The following is a 17546-nucleotide window of genomic DNA, read 5'->3' on the forward strand; positions in this document are numbered from 1 at the left end:
GCTGACGGCGACACCGACCGGCAGGAGGCCGCATGCGCTGCACCAACATCAGGCTGCTCGTCAACGACTACGAGGCCTGTTTCCACTTCTACTCGGAGATCCTCAAGCTCCCCCTGCTCCGGGGCGACGAGAACAGCCGCTACGCCGAGTTCGACGTGGACTCGGGAACACGGCTGGCCATCAACCAGCGCGAGGTGATGGCCGAGGCCCTGGAGACCGACGCGGCCGACCCCAAGCTCCCCCACCAGGACCGGCTCGCGGTGATCTTCGAGGTGGACGACGTGGACACCACGGCCGCCAAGCTGGTCGCGGACGGCGCCCGCCAGGTGATGGAGCCGCGGGACTGGACGGCCTGGGGCATCCGCGCGGCCCACTTCCGCGACCCCGACGGCTACCTGCTGGAGATCAACTGTCCCCTGCTCCCCGTGGCCGCGGTCTGACCCCCGGCCTCAGGTTCCCCGGCCCCACCGCCCCGTCACCGGGCCACGTGCTCCACCAGGAGCTCGTTCACCCTGTCAGCCCTCTCCACACCGAGAAGATGTGCGGCGCCCGAGACGACCTCGAACCGGGAGCCGTCGATCCCGTCCGCCAGCCTGCGTCCGTACCCGGGCGGCAGCAGCGGGTCGTGGGCGGCCGACGCCACCAGGGTCGGCACCCGCACCGCGGAGACCAGGTGGCGCTGGTCCATTCCGGCGAGCGCGTCGCACACCGAGGCGAAGCCGTCCGGGTCGAGTCCGCCGAAGTCCTCGGTGAACCTGGCCACGACCTCCGGGCGCTCGTCGCCCATGTCCGGGGTGAACCAGGGCCGCACCACGTCGGCGGTCACCGAGCCGAGGCCCTCCTCGCGCACCCGCGAGGCGACGCGGCCCCAGCCGTGCATCCGGGGCGTGCGGGACGCCGCCCCGAGCAGGGCGACGCGGTCCAGCGTGCGCGGCGAGTTGGCCGCGATCCACAGCAGCAGTGATCCGCCGAATCCCGCACCGACGGCGGAGACCCTGGTGAGGCCCTGCGACTCCAGCAGGCCGAGCAGGTCCAGGGCGAGTTCCTCGACGGTGTAGGGGCCCTGAGGTGCCGGGGAGGAGCCGTGGCCGCGGTGGTTGACCCGCAGGACCCGCCGGTTGCGGGTGAGTTCGGGCATCTGCGGCTCCCAGACCGACATCTTGGTGCCGAAGGGCGGCACGAGCAGCACGACGGGTGCGTGGCTGGGTCCGTCGAACCGGTGCTGGAGCGGAATCAAGGTCATCGAACCTCCGAGTCGCCAGAACGCCAGGCTATCTGCCAGCCCTTATCCAAAGTTTCAAGGCTTTCCATGGTTCCCGTCGAGTGGAGGACAGAACCTGACCGCCTCGCTGCCTAGAGTCCCACTACCGAGTCGGACACGAAGAAGGCGGTGGCCATCATGGCGGCAACGACGGAGAACACGGTCCTGGACGCCGAGCGCACGTCCCTCCTGCGGGTCCTGGGAGAGCAGCGCGACTTCCTGCGCTTCACCCTCAGGGACCTGGACGACGCACAGGCCGCGAAGCGCACCACGGCGAGCGAGCTGACCCTCGGCGGTCTGGTCAAGCACGTGACGCTGGTCGAGCGCAACTGGATCCGCTTCATCCGCGAGGGGGCGATGCACGACGCCGAGGTGGACTACGAGGACCCGTCCGCGTTCGAGGAGCAGGTGAAGAGCTTCCGGCTGCTCGGGGACGAGACCCTGGCCGGCGCCCTGGAGGACTACGAGCGGGCCGCCGAGGAGACCGATCGGTTCGTCGCGCAACTGCCCGACCTGGAGGTCGGCCATGAGCTGCCGAAGGCGCCGTGGTTCCCCGAGAACACCTCGTGGTCCGCGCGCGACGTGCTGCTGCACATGATCCGCGAGACCGCGCAGCACTGCGGACACGCCGACATCCTGCGCGAGTCGCTGGACGGCCAGAAGACCATGGGCTGACACGCCGGCGCACCTTCCCGAGCCCCCATGGCGGTGTGCGCGGACTCCGGTACCCGCGCGCACCATAGGGTCGGCGAACGCGCACAATAGCGGGCATGACCGTCTTCCTGTGTCCCAGGTGCGGCGTACGGATCACTCCGGACCTAGTGGAGCTGCCCGCCGTCCCGAACCCGCCCGCCGAGGAGGACCGGGATCCGAGGACGCTCCTCGCACCCTCCACCGTGCCGCGAGGGCACTACGCGGCCGAGCCCGGACGGATGTTCCGGGAACGGGCTTTCGCGGCCCCCGGCGACCCGCGGAGCAGCATCGTCATACACCCGGAGGACGCCCCGGAGCTCCGGTCGCCGCCAGACGGCCGAAGCGGACTCGGCTGCTGTGGGCCGAGCGGTGACCGGGGCGCCAACCGTGCCTGCTCCTGCGGGAACCGTGTCGCGACCCTGGTCGCCGACTGCCTGGGTCCGTACGAACTGCGTCTGGACCCGGTGCGCGTCTTCGCCTTCGACCAGGGGTGAGAGCCCGGCCCGGGCTCAGGGAACGCCGCTATCCGCGGTGACGCCGATACAGCGCGCTGTGCCTGCCCACAGTCGCTGGACGGCCAGAAGACCATGGGCTGACACGCCGGCGCACCACGCTCACGCTCCCGATCAGCCGAGTCATGGTGATGTACAAGGGATATGATGATCCTGTACATCACCATGATTCGAGGTGGAGCATGAGCCTGACCCAGGTCGACATCGATGACGAGGCCCTGCAGGAGGCCATGCGACTGTCCGGCGCGCGCACCAAGAAGGAGACCGTGAACCTGGCTCTTCGGGAGTACACGGAGAGGCACCGACGGATCGCGGCCCTGGAGCACTTCGCCGACCTGGCCAAGGACTGGGACTACGAGGGCTGGAAGGAACGGCGTGCGGCCGAGAAGGAGCCGTACACGTGATCCGGTACCTGGTGGACTCGTCCGCCCTGTGGCGCGTACTGAGGGATCCGAAGTACAGGCGGGCGTGGGAAGGGGTCATCGCCGAGGGCGCGGTGGGCTCATGCGCGGTACAGCGCGTCGAGTTCCGGCGCTCCGCGCGCAATCTGGATGAGTACGAGCAGTTCAACGACATGTTCGAGTCCCTGTACCCGAGCGTTCCCGTACCGAAGAGCTCCTGGCAGTGGGTGGAGTCCGCCCAGTACAGGCTCCTGCGCTCGGGCGCGCACCGGGCCCTGTCCTCGGTGGACCTGCTCATCGCCGCGACGGCCGCCCATCACGGGCTCGTCGTCCTGCACGACGACAACGACTTCGTGACCGCCGCGCGCCATCTCACCGATCTACGCGAGCACCGGATCCAGGACGTCCCCTGAGGGCCGAGACGCCGGGCCCGGACCCCGGCAACGCCGACGGGGGCGCCTCCACCGACCGGTGGAAACGCCCCCGTCTACGAGGTGGCGAGGGTCGCCTCCGCATCCCCCCTCAAAGTACGGAAACGACCCTCGCGCTGGGAAACGGCCAGCGGCTCCTCCCCCCTGGAGTCGCGGCCTCGAAGGCCTGCCGCGGAATCGACCCTGTCGTTCCGCGTTGATAGAGACACTACCCACCCCACCTCCGAAGAACAACCCTGAGTCACAGGAAACTACTTAAAGTGATCACCATTCCTTGGCAGGTGCGAGACCAAGTCCATGTGGTCAGCGTCAATCAGGGGTCATGACGGGGAGCCCGGAGAGCGCGCATAGCCTGGTCCGGTGAGATCACCACTCCTCAGCCCGCGTTGGCTCGGCATCCACCTGCTGGTGGTCCTGCTCGCCGCCGTCTGCGTCGCCGGGACCTCGTGGCAGTTCGTCCGGGCCTTCGAGCCCGACCGGGAGGTCATCACCAACCCGGTCGAGGACCTCGACGGGGCCGTGCCCCTCTCCGACCTGCTGGAGCCGGGCGAGTACATGCACCCGGACTTCTTCGCCAACAACGCGGTCAGGGCCACGGGCCACTACGACGCCGAGGCCCAACTGCTGGTGCCCCGGGTCTCCGGCGGTGTGGGCGGATACGACGTCGTCGTCCCCCTCGTCACCGGCGAGGGCACCGCCGTCACCGTGAACCGGGGCTGGGCCGAGGAGGGCCAGGACATCCCGCCCGTCCCCGAGGGCGAGGTCACGGCCACCGGATGGCTCCTGCCTCCCGTGAGGGCCGAGGGAGCCGTGCCCGTGGACGTCTCGGAGGGCCAGGTCGGGCGCATCGCCACGTCCGTGCTGGTCAACGAGTGGGACTACCGCCTCTACGAGGGCTACGTCATCCTGCCCGCGCAGGACCCGGCCACCGACTCTCTCACCCCGGTGCCGCCGCCCGAGCCGCCCACCGAGACCAAGGTCAACTGGCGCAGCCTCAGCTACACGGTGCAGTGGATGATGTTCGGCGTCTCCGGCGTGGCCTTCTGGATCCTCCTGATGCGCCGGGAGGTCAAGGAGGCCCGCTCCCGGGGGGAGCGGGCCTCAAAGGACGGGGGGACCGCACGGGGCGGGGAGGATCAGCCCGCGGCCGCGGACTCCTGAACCCGGCCGGCCTCGCGGTCCCTGGCCTGCTCCGACCTGACGATCCGGTGCTCGACCACGAACCCGAGCACGGGGATCGTGCCCGCGAGCGCCACGCCCAGCGTGCGCCCGGCGCCCCAGCGGCGGTCCAGGGCGACCCACAGCACCACGAACACGTACGCCATGTAGATGTAGCCGTGCGGCATCGCGATGAACAGCATGAGCGGCGACTCGGGGCCGAACCAGTGCTCCATGCCCTGGGGCGCGCCCACCAGGGAGAACCGGGCGGTCTCCCCGACCAGGTACTTGGCGGGCATGGCCACGAAGGTCAGGCCCAGCAGGAAGATTCCGGTCACGTACGCGAGCACCCGGTACGACGCGAACGACACACGCCTCTTGTCCACGGCTGATCCACACCCCCATCCGACGACTGTGTCCCGCCCCGGCGTCCTCGCGCGAAGCGGTCCGTGAGCGGGCGAGACTCAGCCTAAACGCTGTCCGGCCCCGCGGGCGCCCGGGGTGGGCGGGGCCGGACCATCTCACATCCGCGCAGGTGGGACCGCCCGCCGAACGGAGTCGCCGTCAGCCGGGACCACGCGTCGGACGTGCCCCCCACCAGGCGGGATCACCCGCCCGAGACGCGGTCGGGGCTGCTCCAACGGCCGTCGGACTCGGTGGTCCACGCCCTGGGGATCATCCGCAGCGTGAGGTAGGCGTCCACCAGCCGGATCGGCAGGAAGAGCAGCCCGTAGAGCAGGTAGGACGGCCGCCGCCGGATCGCCGCCATCAGACAGGTGAGCATGTAGTCCGGGACGAACAGGCCGATGGCGATCGCGAGCAGCGGCAGGAAGGCCGTCACCGCGGTGAAGGTCTCACCGAAGAACGGCAGGCTCAGGAACGGCTCGCCGCCGACCGTCCCGGCGAGGACGAACAGTCCGACCACCGCGGTGGCCAGCAGCACCACGGAGACCAGCACGACCTCCAGGATGTACAGCGACAGGCACACCCAGAACAGGCTCGGCCACACCCGGTGCCGCCGGACGGTCTGCCAGAACCCCAGCGTCCACCGGCTGACCTGCCTGTAGTAGTCCCGGAAGGTGAAGGGGTCCTGGCTGTAGGCCTTGGTGTCGGGGTTCATCGAGACACGCCCGAGGCGCTTGTGGTGCACCTCGAAGGTCATGTTGAAGTCCTCGATCACCAGCCCCCTGGGGTTGACGTCGATCTCCCTCAGTGCCTCGCTGCGGTAGACGCTGGCGAAGCCCGGCACGATGAAGGCCGTGTTGGTGCGGCTCCAGGTCTGCCCGAAGCGCATGAGGTACTGGAGCATGAAGTACAGGCGGTCCCGGTAGGCGGAGATCATCCGGCCCACGAAGGTCCGCTGGCGCGGCTTCCACTCCGAGACCACGAAGCCCGCGACGGCCGCCACCGACGGATCGGCCAACTGCCGTCTGGCTCCCTCGACGTACCCGGGGTCGAGCTCGGTGTCGGCGTCCAGGATGAGGACGCCGTCGTAGTTGTCGGTCAGCGCGAACTCCTCCAGGACCGCCTCGATGGCCCCGGCCTTGCCGCGGTTGGTGAGGAGTTCGAGGACGTTCACGCCGGTCCCGGCCGCGATCGCGGCGGTGGAGTCCCCGGAGGAGTCCGAGACCACGTAGATGTCCCAGCGGTCGAACAGTCCCATCGCCGAGGCGATGGCCCCGCCGATGACGGGTTCCTCGTCGTGCGCCGGGATGACGACGGCCAGTGAGGCGGCTCCGGCGGGGCCGGTGACCTCGGGCCGCTCCGCGGGGGCGCGCGCGAACTCCCCCTCGGCGGCGTCCCCGCCCCGCTCGGCCCGGGCGGTGCCCGCGCCGACCAGGACGCGGTCGTCCGCCTTCCCCCCGACGGCACGGCGGCGCCCGGACCCCAGCGGCCGGACCGCGGCGCGCACCGAGTCCTCACCCAGGCGCATGAGCCCGATGACGGTCCACAGCAGCAGGTTGGCGCCGAAGGACAGCCACAGGAACGCGTAGCCGAGGGCGCCCAGGCCCGAGGCCGCGGCCATGTCCGTCGCGAAGCCGAACCAGTAGACGAAGATTGCAACGGCCAGGGCCAGGGCGACCAGCCCTGTCAGCAGGCCACCGATGAAACGTGCGGTACGCACAGCGCTAGGACCTTCCGAAGTTCTCGATTTCGGACCGGCATTAACCCACAAAGCCGGTGTTAGATTGACGCCTTACGACACCGAGAGGTTCACCCGGTTTCACGTCCTATGTAGGCCACGCAAATCGTATGCACGAGCTTGCGTTAGGTGGTACCCATAAGAAGATATTTGTGAGCCGGGAACGCGGAGCGACACAGGTTTACCCCGGAACGTACAGGTCCCGGGAAAATCCGCGCAAAGTGACCTACGGAGAGAAGGAGAATGCCTGGCGTGATCGGCGTACCGTCATCCCCGTCGCCTGACCGTGCCGGCGGCTCCCGGGACTCCGTGCCGGGGAGCCGTGACGCCGCGACCGGCGGGAGGACCGCTGGCGCCACTGTGGCGCTCCATCAACCGCACTACCTGCCATGGCTCGGACTTTTGGACAAGATTGACCGTTCCGACCGTTTCGTAATGCTGGATAATGTTCAGTTCGAACGGCGCGGGTGGCAGAACCGAAACTATGTGGCAGGAAGCGGAGAGCCCGTCCTGCTCACCGTCCCGGTCGTCCAGGGCCGCCGGAACGACCGCATACGGGACAAGATCGTTGACAACGGCCAGAAATGGAAGACCAGACACTACAAGGCACTCGCGGAACACTGTTACCGCAAGTCACCGTACTGGCGGGATTACCGTGACGAGATCACCCATTTGTACGAACAGGAGTGGAACGGCCTCGCCGACCTGGCCATCGCGACGACACGCATGCTGATGCGGGGACTCGGCATCGACACGCCGCTGCTGCTCGCCAGCGAGATGGGGGACTTCCCCGGGCACAAGAGCGAGCTCCTCGCCCAGATCTGCGCCAAGGCGGGGGCCACCACCATGCTCTCCGGCGACGGGGCGAGGGACTACCTGGAGCCCGAGGTCCTGCGACGCTACGGGATCGACGTCCAGTGGCAGGACTTCCGGCACCCGGTGTACCCGCAGCACGCGCGCGGCCCGGACGACTTCGTGCCCCGCCTGTCGGCGATCGACCTCCTTCTCAACACCGGACCGGAGGCACTGGACGTACTCCGGCGGGCGAGAGCCCAGAACTGACCCGGACGGGTCCACGACACTTCCGCGCCACCGCGCGCGGCCCCGCTCGCAAGGTCCTGGCAACCATCGATCGCCCTCTGGGCAAGGAACGGAAACCGCATGACGACGGACTGGTCACAGGAACGCATACTGGTGTACGCACCCCATCCCGACGACGAGATGCTCGGCTGCGGCGGCCTCATCAGCAAGGCCAAGGCCGCGGGCGCGGAGGTCTTCGTACAGTTCCTCACCGTCGGGGACACCGCCGACCTGTCTCCCAAGGGCTTCTCCACCGCAGAGGAGCGCTACGCGGAGATCAAGAAGGTCGCCGACCACTTCCGCTGGGACGACTGGCACATGGCCTTCCCCGGCGACCAGTACCACCTGCGACTCGACTCCGTCGCCCGGGTGGACCTCACCCAGTTGATCGAGCGCGAGAGCCCGCTGGCGGTCGAGCGGATCCGTCCCACCGTGGTGCTCACTCCGCACCGCGCCAGCTACAACCAGGACCACCAGGCCACGGCCGAGGCCGTGCACACCGCCCTGCGCCCGTCCAACGCCGCGCTGCGCCACCACCCGCGGCTGGTGCTGGCCTACGAGGAGGCCGCCGACCACTGGCGCTCGGAGCCGCTGTGCCCGCCCAACCTCGTCGTGGAACTGGACGAGGTTCAGATGGCCGACAAGCTCCACGGCATGGAGCTGTACGGGTCGCAGCACCACCAGCACCCGCACACGCGCTCCGAGGCCACCCTGCGCAGCCTCGCCGTCCTGCGGGGCATGCAGGCCGGGGTCGCGCTCGGAGAGGGCTTCCACGTACTGCGCTGCCTGGCCTGACCGCTCCGGGACCGCGTCCCGCGCCTCACGTGTGTCCCGGCGCATCGTTCCCGTCCCACATGCGGCCCGGCCGGCCGCATACGAACCGTCCCAGTGAAGAAGACAGAGGCACACCGTAGTGGAGGGGAAACCATGAGAGCTGTAGTCACTGGTGGAGCCGGTTTCATCGGCTCGCACCTGTGCGATCACCTGATCGCCCGGGGCCATCGGGTCACCGTCCTGGACGACCTGTCGACCGGGTCCCTGGGAAACCTGGTGCAGGCACAGGGTTCACCCGGATTCCGTTTCGTGGAAGGCGACGTTCTGGACCGCGACCTGGTCGACTCCCTGGTCTCGGAGGCGGACACCGTGTTTCACCTGGCCGCGGCCGTGGGCGTGTACAACATCGTCGACAACCCGCTGCGCTCCCTGCGGGTCAACCTGCACGGGACTGAGAACGTGGTGGAGTCGGCCGTGGCGCACCGGGTGCCCTACATGGTCGCCTCGACCAGCGAGGTCTACGGCAAGAACGACGCCGACGGGCTCAAGGAGGGCGACGACCGCGTCTACGGCCCGGCCACCAAGAGCCGCTGGTCCTACGCCGCGGCGAAGAGCCTGGACGAACTGGTGGCCTACGTGCACGGCGTCGAGTCCGGCGTGCCGTGCGTCATCACCCGCTTCTTCAACGTGGTCGGCCCCCGCCAGACGGGCCGCTACGGGATGGTGGTGCCCCGCTTCGTCGACCAGGCGATGTCGGACGAGCCCATCACCGTGTACGGCACGGGCACGCAGCGCCGCTGCTTCGGTTCGGTGTTCGACGTGGTGCCCGCGCTCCCGCTGCTGATGGACGCACCGGAGGCCTACAACCAGGCGGTCAACCTCGGCGGACACGAGGAGGTCTCCATCAAGGGGCTCGCCGACCGGGTCGTGGAACTGACCGGGTCCAGGAGCCCGATCACCTTCGTCGGCTACGAGGAGGCCTACGGCGAGGGCTACGAGGACATGCAGCGCCGCTACCCGGACACGTCGCTGGCCGCGCGGCTGATCGGGTACCGGCCCGAGCGCGACCTCAACGACATCATCCGGTCGATCGTGGAGCACCGCCGCACGGAGGGACCGGTCCCCGAGCCGGTGTGAGCCGAGCCGCCGCCGGCCCGGGCGCCCTCTCCGCCCCGGCTGGTCCACACGACCCGTGAACGGACGGGTACCGGGGCAGTCGCGCCCCCTTCCGCGGAAGGGGCGGCCACCCACCCCGGACACGGTGCGCTCCACGCCCGCCGAGGGCAGCCGCACCGGGTACCCGGCCGCGGGCCCGACAAGGGCATAGGACCCGCCGGACGCACCACCCGTCCGGCGGAGCGACTCCCCCTGCGACGAGTCCGCCCCGGCTCCCGAGGGAGCACGGCGGCACGAGGGACACGGCGGTACCGGAAGGCACCGGGAGCACGGGGAGGACCGGATCGACGCGGACGCGTTCCGAACCGCCCCATCCTCCCTCAGAGGCCCAGAAGCACCGTCAGCACCAGAACACCGACCAGGGCGAGGACACCCGCGCACAGGACCGCCATCGCCCACGGACGCGCCAGGTACAGCGGCGGCCTTCCCGTCTCCGGAACACGCGTACCGTGCTCGCAGGCGCGCCACCGAAACCACAGGTGCAACCCCAGCACCAGCCCGATGACCAGCAGCACGGCCATCGTCGCCACGCGCACCACGAGGGGCGCCTCCGGAACGTTGTCACCGCCGGGCACCAGCGAGCCGCGCAGGAACAGCAGCCCCACCACGACCAACAGGGCGATCGTGCGCTGCCAGGCCAGCAGCGTGCGCTCGGGTTGCAGGCCGGAGCCGTTGTGTTCGGTGGGGGGTTCGGCAGGGGGTTCGTCGGGAGACTCGGCGAAGGGTTCGTTGGGGGGCTCGGCGGAAGAAGTCACAGCAGGTTGCCCAACAGCACCAGGGCGCACACCAGTCCCACCGCGAAGGTGGTGATCACCGGCAGCACGCTCATCTTCAGGGCCTCGCCACGGCTCATGAGCTTCTGCACGCGGTACCAGCGCAGGGGGGCGTAGACGGTGATGACCCCGGCCAGCCCCGCCAGCACCAGGCCGACCGCGGTGCGCGGCACCTGGGCCCAGTCGAGTGGGAGCAGGTGCAGGACGGCGACGGCACCGGCGAGGATGGCCAGCGCGGTGCGGATCCATGCGAGGAAGGTCCGCTCGTTGGCGAGGGTGAAACGGTAGTCGACCAACCGCTTCGCCCCCCGTGAGTCCTCCGGGCGCGTCTCGGAACCCAATCGCTCACCCCTTTCACCAGGGAACTCGTGTGTCCGGCCTCCGTGAGGTCCACGAGGGCCGCCATGCCGGGCACGTACCCCTCTGACACTAACCATCACTCATCTTTCCGCCCAAACAGGTATGTAGAGCTTGTTTAGGCGGAAAACAACCGGTCGACCGGCACGGCCCGTAGTCTTCGGGACGCATGCGGAACAAACGAGTGGGCACGACCGCTGTAGTCACGAGAGATGGCGGTTGGCCGACGGTCGACACCAACCAACGAACAGATACAGGAGACCACGTGCCCACGGTCGAGCTCACCAAGGACAACTTCGCGGAAACGCTGAAGGACAACGACTTCGTCCTCATCGACTTCTGGGCGGACTGGTGCGGTCCCTGCCGGCAGTTCGCCCCGGTGTTCGAGACCTCCTCGGAGAAGCACACCGACATCGTGCACGCCAAGGTGGACACCGAGGCGCAGCGCGAACTCGCCTTCGAGTTCAAGATCCAGTCCATCCCGACCCTGATGATCGTGCGCGAGCGCACCGTCATCTACAACGAGCCCGGCGCACTGCCCGCCGAGGCTCTGGAGAGCCTGGTCACCCAGGCCCGGGAGCTGGACATGGACGAGGTCCGCCAGAAGATCGACGAGCAGGGCGCCGAGTCCCAGGACGCCCAGGAGTAGACCCACATCCCGAGTGCCCCGGACACCCCGCCACGGTGGGGTGTCCGGGGCACTCGTGTGTCCGGGGCCGGACGCACGGACTCCGATCCGCTTCCCGTCGCGAGCCCTCGGGCCGCCCGGGGAAGCGGAGAAATCCGTCCAGACAGGACGGGAGGTCACCAACGGGTTCGTACCCGGTCATCTGCCCGTGCTCGCTCTCCGCCGTGGTGGGAGGGGGCGAGGAGGTCCCGCGGGCGGGCTGGTCGGCGCGGCCGCGAGGCGGAGAGTCCCCTGGCGAACTCCTTCGGTGACGGGCGGACCACGCCCGGCGTTCACGGGTCCGCCGAGTCCACCGCCCACGTTCACCTCGGTCACGGGGTTCGTTCACCCACACTTCACACAGGCATATTTCCATGGGATACGACCGCGCTCCGCCGGTTCCGCCCTCCATGAACGCGCGAGCACCGTCCGACACGGAAGTGGCCCCATGTCTGTCAGCAACACCGCATCCCTCTCGGGAACCGAGACCGGTCGCGTCGTCCCCGACACCATCCGGTACAACCGCGAGGTTCCCGGCCTGGGCGACCCCGTCTTCGACGTTTCCGGCCTCTCGGTCTACTACGGGGACAACAAGGCCGTGCGCGACGTGGACCTGAAGGTGGGCCCCCGCCAGATCACCGCCATGATCGGCCCGTCCGGCTGCGGCAAGAGCACCGTCCTGCGCACCCTCAACCGCATGAACGACCTCATCCCCGGCGCACGCGTCGAGGGAGAGGTCACCTACCACGGTGAGGACCTGTACGGCCCCGAGGTGGACCCCATCGAGGTGCGCCGCCGCATCGGCATGGTCTTCCAGAAGCCCAACCCGTTCCCCAAGTCGATCTACGACAACGTGGCCTTCGGCCCGCGCATCATGGGTGTCCGGAACGGCCTGGACGAGATCGTCGAGGAGTCGCTCACGAAGGCCGCGCTGTGGGACGAGGTCAAGGACAAGCTGAAGGCCAGTGCCTTCGCCCTCTCCGGCGGACAGCAGCAGCGGCTGTGCATCGCCCGCGCGATCGCGGTCAACCCCGAGGTGATCCTGATGGACGAGCCCTGCTCGGCGCTCGACCCCATCGCGACCCTCAAGATCGAGGACCTGATGTACGAGCTGGCCAGCGAGTACACCATCGTGATCGTCACGCACAACATGCAGCAGGCGGCGCGCGTGTCCGACCGTACGGCGTTCTTCACCGCCGGCGTGGACGACGGGGGCGACCGCTACGGCAGCCTCGTGGAATTCGACGAGACCGCGACGATCTTCAGCAAGCCCTCCGACCAGAGGACCGAGGACTATATCAGCGGCCGCTTCGGCTGAGCCGCGCTGACCGCCCGACGCAGCTCTTCCGAACAGATGTGGCCGCCGACAGGGGGCCGCTTCGGCTGAGCCGACCTGGACCGCCCGACGCAGCTCTTCCGAACAGATGTGGCCGCTGACAGGGGGCCGCCTCGGCTGAGCCGCGCTGACCGCCCGACGCAGCTCTTCCGAACAGATGTGGCCGCCGACAGGGGGCCGCCTCGGCTGAGCCGCGCTGACCGCCCGACGCAGCTCTTCCGAACAGATGTGGCCGCCGACAGGGGGCCGCTTCGGCTGAGCCGCGCTGAACCGGACTGGACCGCCCATCGCAGCCCCCTCCGGACAGATGTGGCCGCAGGCAGGGGCTCCACCGGGCCGGGCCGGCCAGTCTGCCGCAGTCCCCTCTTAGACGAAGTGGACCTCCCATGACCGCGCTCACATCCTCCGCCACCGTTCCGTTCCCGGCCGCACCGGCCGAGGACGGCGTGATGGAGCGCGCGGGGCGGCCCGAGGGGCCCATTCGCGTGCTCCTGGTGGAGCCGGAGTCGGAGCAGTCCCACCAACTGGTGCTGTCGCTGAGCGGACACGACGTGGACATCACGGTGTGCGTGGACGGCGCCGAGGCGCTGCTGCGGGTGGGGATGATGCGCCCGGACACCCTGGTGACCAGCGCGGACCCGCCGGAGGTGGACCTGGAGACGCTGGTACGGGTGACCCGGCGGGCGACGGAGATCCCCATCCTCATCGGAGTGGGCCCCGGCGACTCCCAGCGGGCGATGCGCGCGCTGGCCGTGGGGGCCACCGCCTGCGTCAGCCGCCCCTACCGGATCCCGGAGCTGGCGGCCCTGCTGCGCGGATCGCTGCCGGGGCCGGACGGAGGCGGCTCCGACCGCTCCGTCTCCCCCACCGCGCTGCGCTCGGGCGCGCTGGAGCTGGACGCGCTGGGACACCGGCTGTTCGTGGACGGCGAGCCGGTCAACCTGGCGCTGCGGGAGTTCGGGATCATGGACTTCCTGCTCAGGAACAACGGCAGGGTGGTCAGCCGCGAGGAGCTGTGGACCGAGGTCTGGCACAAGCCGCTGCCCCCGGTCAACAACACGATCGCCGTGCACATCCGCCGCCTGCGGCACAAGCTGGGCGACTCCGAGGCCCGGCCCAGGTTCATCCACACGGTGCGGGGCATCGGTTACCGGCTCGACGCGGACGCGGCCTCCTGACGCCGAAGGTCCGCGCGCCCCCCGTCCCCGGCCGTTCACTCCCCGTCGGCTCCGGGAACCGTGAAGCGGTAACCGATCCCGTGGACCGTGGTGATCCACCGCGCCCGGGGCCCGCCGTCCTCCAGCCTCTTGCGCAGACGCATGATGTGGACGTTGAGGGTGTTGCCGCGTACCGCGGCGTCCCCCCAGGCGGCACGGACCAGCTCGTGCCGGGGAACGACGGCGCCCACCCGCTCCGCCAGGTACCGCAGCAGCAGGAACTCGGTGGGGGGAACGGGCACCGGCCGGCCGTCGAGCAGGAACTCCGGCGCGGTGCCCTCGATGCGCAGTCTCCCGAGCTCTATGGGCCCCAGGACCGCGGAGGGCCCCGTGTGCCCGGCGTGTCCGCCGAGCAGCGATCTCAGCGCGGTGACCAGGCCCTCCCTCCGGTACGGCCTCTGCACCACGAGGGTCGCGCCCAGGGCACGCGCCCGGTCCGCGTATCCCGCGTCCCCCGCCGGCGCCCCCACGGCGATGGGCAGGGCGCGGTCCGAGAGTCGCACCGACCTCAGGAAGTCCGGCGTGCTGAAGGGCCCCGGGAAGGGGCCCACGAGCACGGCGTCGGGGGCGCTGCGTTCCAGGAGCGCCAGCGCGTCCCGGGTGTCGGCGCAGTACAGGACGTTGACCGGTTCGGCCGAGAGCACCTCACCGAGCTCGGCGGCCACCTCCCGGTCCCCTTCCGCGGCGAGCAGCAGGGGCCGGGCCCCGTCCGTGCTCCGTGGTCCTGTTCTGTGTGGCGACACTCTGAGACACCCGGCTCATCCGACTCTGCCGCTGATGTAGTCCTCAGTCCTCTTGTCCGTCGGCTTGGTGAAGATCGTCCCCGTCTCGTCGGCCTCGATCAACTGGCCGATCCGGCGTCCCGTGTCGTCGACCTGGACCGAGAAGAAGGCCGTGCGGTCGGCCACACGCGCGGCCTGGTGCATGTTGTGGGTGACGATGACGATCGAGTAGTGGTTCTTCAGCTCCGCCATGAGGTCCTCGACCCGGACCGTCGAGATGGGGTCGAGCGCCGAGCAGGGCTCGTCCATCAGGATGACGTCGGGCTCCACCGCGATCGCGCGGGCGATGCACAGCCGCTGCTGCTGTCCGCCGGAGAGGCTGTACGCGCTCTCCCGGAGCCGGTCGCTGACCTCCTCCCACAGCGCGGCCCCCCGCAGCGCCTTCTCCACGATCTCGTCCATGCTGCCCTTCATCCCCACGGTGCGGGGGCCGAAGGCGACGTTGTCGTAGATCGACTTGGGGAAGGGGTTGGGCTTCTGGAAGACCATGCCGATGCGCTTGCGGACCTGGACCGCGTCCACGGAGGCGCCGTACAGGTCGGTGCCCTTGTACAGCAGCTCCCCCCGCACCCGCGCTCCCGGGATGAGGTCGTTCATCCGGTTCAGGGAGCGCAGCAGGGTCGACTTGCCGCAGCCGGAGGGACCGATGAACGCGGTGATCTCCTTGGCGCCGATGTCCATGGTCACGCCCGCCAGGGCGGGGTTCCCGTTGTAGGAGACCGACACGTCACCGAGCTCGAACACGGGGACCTCGTCCGGGGAGGCGGTGCCGACGCCTCCGGGAGCGGTCCCGGGAGCCGTCCCGGTGGTCCCGGGAGCGGTCCCGGTGGTCTCGTGCCCACTGTTGTCCGGCACCGTGCTCACCTCGCGTTCTTGTTCTCGTAGTGGTTGCGCAGCCAGATGGCGAAGGAGTTCATCACCAGGAGCACGGCCAGCATGAGGATGACGCCCGCGGACGCCAGCACGCGGAACTCCTCCTGGGGGCGGCCCGCGTAGTTGAAGATCTGGACGGGGAGCACGGAGAACTGGCCCTCGAAGAACGACGGGTCGAACATCACGAAGGTGACCGCGCCGACCAGCAGCAGCGGTGCCGCCTCACCGATGGCGCGGGACACGGACAGGATGACGCCGGTGATGATGCCGGGCAGCGCTCCGGGCAGGACGTGGTGCCAGATGGTCTGCCACTGGGTGGCCCCCAGCCCGAGGGAGCCCAGGCGGGTGGACGGCGGCACGGCCCGGATCGCCTCGCGGGAGGCGAGGATGACGGTGGGCAGGACCAGCAGCGACAGTGTGAGCGACCCCGCCGCGGCGACGAAGCCGAGGTCGAGCGGGCCGCGCACGATGAACGCCAGGCCCAGGATGCCGAAGACGATGGAGGGCACCGCGGCGAGGTTTTGGATGTTGACCTCGATGAGGCGGTTCCACCACCGGGTCTGGTCGGCGTACTCCTCCAGGTAGACCGCCGCGCCCACGCCCACGGGGACGATGAACAGGATGACGCCGCCGATCACGTACAGCGACCCGAGGATCGCGGTGCGGTATCCGGCGGTCTCCGGCGTGATGGAGGAGGGGCCCGCGGTGATCAGGTTCATGTCCAGCCGGGGTGCGCCGTCGACGAACGACCAGACGATGATGGACACCATGCCGAGGAGGGCGAATCCCATGCCGAGCAGCAGCAGGGAGCGGAAGAGCACGTTGCCGATGCGGTCCGCGCGCGAACTCGCGCCGAACACGCTCTCGGTGGCGTTGCGTGCCCCCGCCACGGCCAGGCGCGCCCTCTGGGGCTGCTTGCCCTTCTGGATGACCATTACTCGTACACCTCACGGAAGCGGCGGACCAGGCGGGTCGCGATGATGTTCATGGTCAGGGTCATCGTGAACAGCAGGGCGCCGACCGCGAAGATCGTGTCGTAGACGACCGTGCCCTGCGAGATGTCACCCGTGGCGGTGCCGCCGATGTAGGCGGTCATGGTCTGGGCCGAGCCGAACCAGTTGAACGTCAGGTTCGGGTTTCCGGCGCCCGCGGCGATGAGGACGACCATCGTCTCGCCGATGGCGCGCGACGTGCCCAGGACGACCGCGGCGATGATGCCGGAGATCGCGGCCGGGAAGATCACACGCATCGACACCCGCATCTTGCTGGCGCCCAGGGCGTAGGCGCCCTCACGCAGTCCGGCGGGGACCGAGCGCATCGCGTCCTCGGAGACGGAGGCGACCAGCGGGACGATCAGCAGGCCCACGGCCACACCGGCGATACCGATGGAGAACGGGGTGTCCCAGGGGAGGAACGGGAGGTACCGCTCGGCCAGCGGACGCATGAAGAAGAACGCGAAGAGGCCGATCGCGACGGTCGGGATGCCCTCCAGGACCTCCAGCGCGGGCTTGACCACCTTGCGCACCCGGGAGGAGGCGTACTCCGACAGGTAGATGGCCGAGGCGAGGCCGACCGGGATCGCGACCGCCAGCGCGGTGACGACGACGATCAGGGTGCCCACGACGATCGGCAGGACGCCGAAGGAGGGGTTGGCGAACGCCGGGGCCCAGGTCGTGCCGGTCAGGAACTCCACCAGCGGGATCTGGCCGAAGAAGTTCACCGTCGGGACGACGAGGGAGATGACGATCCCCGTCGTGACCAGGATGGAGAAGGCCGCGCACAGGGCGAGGAAGGTCTTGATGACCTTCTCCCCCCAGCGGGATGTTCCGGCGCCCGCCAACGGCCGGCGCGGGCTCGCGCCGGCCGTGGAAGCCGCCATGCTGCTGTGTGCCATGGCTGATTGGCTCTCAGG

General features: G+C 69.5%; 21 protein-coding genes. 12 read left to right on the top strand and 9 right to left on the bottom strand.

Going from position 1 to position 17546, the window contains the following annotated elements:
- Nucleotides 1-32 precede the first annotated feature (32 nt).
- The gene (locus NOSIN_RS20930) at nt 33-440 is read left to right on the top strand and encodes a VOC family protein (protein WP_077692385.1); all 408 of its coding nucleotides are present in this window, start codon (nt 33-35) and stop codon (nt 438-440) included.
- 35 nt (nt 441-475) lie between these two features.
- Here the strand turns inward: NOSIN_RS20930 and NOSIN_RS20935 are convergent, their stop codons facing one another.
- Nucleotides 476-1243: an alpha/beta fold hydrolase gene (locus tag NOSIN_RS20935; RefSeq protein ID WP_077692386.1), complete on the bottom strand. Its 768-nt coding sequence runs from the start codon at nt 1241-1243 to the stop codon at nt 476-478.
- Nucleotides 1244-1399: 156 nt separating this feature from the next.
- Between NOSIN_RS20935 and NOSIN_RS20940 the strand changes: the two genes are divergently transcribed.
- The 5 genes from NOSIN_RS20940 to NOSIN_RS20960 all read left to right on the top strand — a co-directional run bounded on the left by NOSIN_RS20940 (nt 1400) and on the right by NOSIN_RS20960 (nt 4459).
- Nucleotides 1400-1936: a DinB family protein gene (locus NOSIN_RS20940; protein ID WP_077693691.1), complete on the top strand. Its 537-nt coding sequence runs from the start codon at nt 1400-1402 to the stop codon at nt 1934-1936.
- Nucleotides 1937-2031: 95 nt separating this feature from the next.
- On the top strand, nt 2032-2448 hold the full coding sequence (locus tag NOSIN_RS20945; protein ID WP_077692387.1) for a hypothetical protein: 417 nt from the start codon (nt 2032-2034) through the stop codon (nt 2446-2448).
- Between the two features lie 200 nt (nt 2449-2648).
- A complete protein-coding gene (locus NOSIN_RS20950) occupies nt 2649-2870 on the top strand; it encodes a type II toxin-antitoxin system VapB family antitoxin (protein WP_077692388.1) in 222 nt (73 codons plus the stop codon).
- Nucleotides 2867-3280: a PIN domain-containing protein gene (locus NOSIN_RS20955; RefSeq protein WP_077692389.1), complete on the top strand. Its 414-nt coding sequence runs from the start codon at nt 2867-2869 to the stop codon at nt 3278-3280. The genes NOSIN_RS20950 and NOSIN_RS20955 overlap by 4 nt, the downstream gene beginning before the upstream one ends.
- A 378-nt stretch (nt 3281-3658) precedes the next feature.
- Nucleotides 3659-4459 (top strand): SURF1 family protein, encoded by an 801-nt coding sequence (locus NOSIN_RS20960; RefSeq protein WP_077692390.1) that lies wholly within the window; start codon nt 3659-3661, stop codon nt 4457-4459.
- Here the strand turns inward: NOSIN_RS20960 and NOSIN_RS20965 are convergent.
- Together NOSIN_RS20965 and NOSIN_RS20970 are read right to left on the bottom strand one after the other, a co-directional pair.
- Nucleotides 4435-4842 carry a DUF3817 domain-containing protein gene (locus tag NOSIN_RS20965; protein WP_077692391.1) on the bottom strand — a complete coding sequence of 136 codons (408 nt, stop codon included), beginning with the start codon at nt 4840-4842 and terminating at the stop codon, nt 4435-4437. The two genes, NOSIN_RS20960 and NOSIN_RS20965, sit on opposite strands and share 25 nt — an antisense overlap.
- Nucleotides 4843-5063: 221 nt before the next feature.
- Entirely contained in the window at nt 5064-6581 is a 1518-nt protein-coding gene (locus NOSIN_RS20970; RefSeq protein WP_077692392.1) for a glycosyltransferase family 2 protein, read from the bottom strand.
- A gap of 378 nt (nt 6582-6959) precedes the next feature.
- Between NOSIN_RS20970 and NOSIN_RS20975 the strand changes: the two genes are divergently transcribed.
- The 3 genes from NOSIN_RS20975 to NOSIN_RS20985 all read left to right on the top strand — a co-directional run bounded on the left by NOSIN_RS20975 (nt 6960) and on the right by NOSIN_RS20985 (nt 9590).
- A complete protein-coding gene (locus tag NOSIN_RS20975) occupies nt 6960-7661 on the top strand; it encodes a WbqC family protein (RefSeq protein WP_375539668.1) in 702 nt (233 codons plus the stop codon).
- Nucleotides 7662-7760: 99 nt separating this feature from the next.
- Nucleotides 7761-8474: a PIG-L deacetylase family protein gene (locus NOSIN_RS20980; RefSeq protein WP_077692394.1), complete on the top strand. Its 714-nt coding sequence runs from the start codon at nt 7761-7763 to the stop codon at nt 8472-8474.
- 132 nt (nt 8475-8606) lie between these two features.
- Nucleotides 8607-9590 carry an NAD-dependent epimerase/dehydratase family protein gene (locus NOSIN_RS20985; protein WP_077692395.1) on the top strand — a complete coding sequence of 328 codons (984 nt, stop codon included), beginning with the start codon at nt 8607-8609 and terminating at the stop codon, nt 9588-9590.
- A 359-nt stretch (nt 9591-9949) separates the two neighbouring features.
- Here NOSIN_RS20985 and NOSIN_RS20990 read toward each other — a convergent pair whose 3' ends face one another.
- Together NOSIN_RS20990 and NOSIN_RS20995 are read right to left on the bottom strand one after the other, a co-directional pair.
- Entirely contained in the window at nt 9950-10291 is a 342-nt protein-coding gene (locus NOSIN_RS20990; RefSeq protein WP_218909228.1) for a DUF202 domain-containing protein, read from the bottom strand.
- 89 nt (nt 10292-10380) lie between these two features.
- Nucleotides 10381-10698: a YidH family protein gene (locus tag NOSIN_RS20995; protein WP_227014961.1), complete on the bottom strand. Its 318-nt coding sequence runs from the start codon at nt 10696-10698 to the stop codon at nt 10381-10383.
- Nucleotides 10699-11024: 326 nt separating this feature from the next.
- Between NOSIN_RS20995 and trxA the strand changes: the two genes are divergently transcribed.
- From trxA to NOSIN_RS21010, 3 genes are all read left to right on the top strand, one after another.
- Nucleotides 11025-11408: a thioredoxin gene (gene trxA / locus NOSIN_RS21000; RefSeq protein ID WP_077692398.1), complete on the top strand. Its 384-nt coding sequence runs from the start codon at nt 11025-11027 to the stop codon at nt 11406-11408.
- Between the two features lie 466 nt (nt 11409-11874).
- Nucleotides 11875-12744, top strand: a complete 870-nt coding sequence (pstB, locus tag NOSIN_RS21005) for a phosphate ABC transporter ATP-binding protein PstB (protein WP_077692399.1) — start codon at nt 11875-11877, stop codon at nt 12742-12744.
- A 404-nt stretch (nt 12745-13148) separates the two neighbouring features.
- On the top strand, nt 13149-13940 hold the full coding sequence (locus tag NOSIN_RS21010; protein ID WP_077692400.1) for a response regulator transcription factor: 792 nt from the start codon (nt 13149-13151) through the stop codon (nt 13938-13940).
- A 35-nt stretch (nt 13941-13975) separates the two neighbouring features.
- On the opposite strand, the gene NOSIN_RS21015 is transcribed toward NOSIN_RS21010, so the two are convergent.
- The 4 genes from NOSIN_RS21015 to pstC form a co-directional block, all read right to left on the bottom strand.
- Nucleotides 13976-14644 carry a response regulator transcription factor gene (locus NOSIN_RS21015; RefSeq protein ID WP_077692401.1) on the bottom strand — a complete coding sequence of 223 codons (669 nt, stop codon included), beginning with the start codon at nt 14642-14644 and terminating at the stop codon, nt 13976-13978.
- 93 nt (nt 14645-14737) lie between these two features.
- Nucleotides 14738-15505 (bottom strand): phosphate ABC transporter ATP-binding protein PstB, encoded by a 768-nt coding sequence (gene pstB / locus NOSIN_RS21020; protein ID WP_216349829.1) that lies wholly within the window; start codon nt 15503-15505, stop codon nt 14738-14740.
- A gap of 116 nt (nt 15506-15621) precedes the next feature.
- On the bottom strand, nt 15622-16569 hold the full coding sequence (pstA, locus tag NOSIN_RS21025; RefSeq protein ID WP_077692402.1) for a phosphate ABC transporter permease PstA: 948 nt from the start codon (nt 16567-16569) through the stop codon (nt 15622-15624).
- On the bottom strand, nt 16569-17528 hold the full coding sequence (pstC, locus tag NOSIN_RS21030; RefSeq protein ID WP_077692403.1) for a phosphate ABC transporter permease subunit PstC: 960 nt from the start codon (nt 17526-17528) through the stop codon (nt 16569-16571). Before pstC ends, pstA begins: the two co-directional genes overlap by 1 nt.
- Nucleotides 17529-17546 lie beyond the last annotated feature (18 nt).

Source organism: Nocardiopsis sinuspersici (assembly GCF_001998325.1).
Taxonomy (GTDB): domain Bacteria; phylum Actinomycetota; class Actinomycetes; order Streptosporangiales; family Streptosporangiaceae; genus Nocardiopsis; species Nocardiopsis sinuspersici.

What these genes read in the sequence shown, in the direction of transcription:
- NOSIN_RS20930 (WP_077692385.1), top strand. Translation starts at nt 33, where the DNA reads ATGCGCTGCACCAACATCAGGCTGCTCGTCAACGACTACGAGGCCTGT.
- NOSIN_RS20935 (WP_077692386.1), bottom strand. Translation starts at nt 1,243, where the DNA reads ATGACCTTGATTCCGCTCCAGCACCGGTTCGACGGACCCAGCCACGCA.
- NOSIN_RS20940 (WP_077693691.1), top strand. Translation starts at nt 1,400, where the DNA reads ATGGCGGCAACGACGGAGAACACGGTCCTGGACGCCGAGCGCACGTCC.
- NOSIN_RS20945 (WP_077692387.1), top strand. Translation starts at nt 2,032, where the DNA reads ATGACCGTCTTCCTGTGTCCCAGGTGCGGCGTACGGATCACTCCGGAC.
- NOSIN_RS20950 (WP_077692388.1), top strand. Translation starts at nt 2,649, where the DNA reads ATGAGCCTGACCCAGGTCGACATCGATGACGAGGCCCTGCAGGAGGCC.
- NOSIN_RS20980 (WP_077692394.1), top strand. Translation starts at nt 7,761, where the DNA reads ATGACGACGGACTGGTCACAGGAACGCATACTGGTGTACGCACCCCAT.
- NOSIN_RS20985 (WP_077692395.1), top strand. Translation starts at nt 8,607, where the DNA reads ATGAGAGCTGTAGTCACTGGTGGAGCCGGTTTCATCGGCTCGCACCTG.
- pstB (WP_077692399.1), top strand. Translation starts at nt 11,875, where the DNA reads ATGTCTGTCAGCAACACCGCATCCCTCTCGGGAACCGAGACCGGTCGC.
- NOSIN_RS21010 (WP_077692400.1), top strand. Translation starts at nt 13,149, where the DNA reads ATGACCGCGCTCACATCCTCCGCCACCGTTCCGTTCCCGGCCGCACCG.
- pstA (WP_077692402.1), bottom strand. Translation starts at nt 16,569, where the DNA reads ATGGTCATCCAGAAGGGCAAGCAGCCCCAGAGGGCGCGCCTGGCCGTG.
- pstC (WP_077692403.1), bottom strand. Translation starts at nt 17,528, where the DNA reads ATGGCACACAGCAGCATGGCGGCTTCCACGGCCGGCGCGAGCCCGCGC.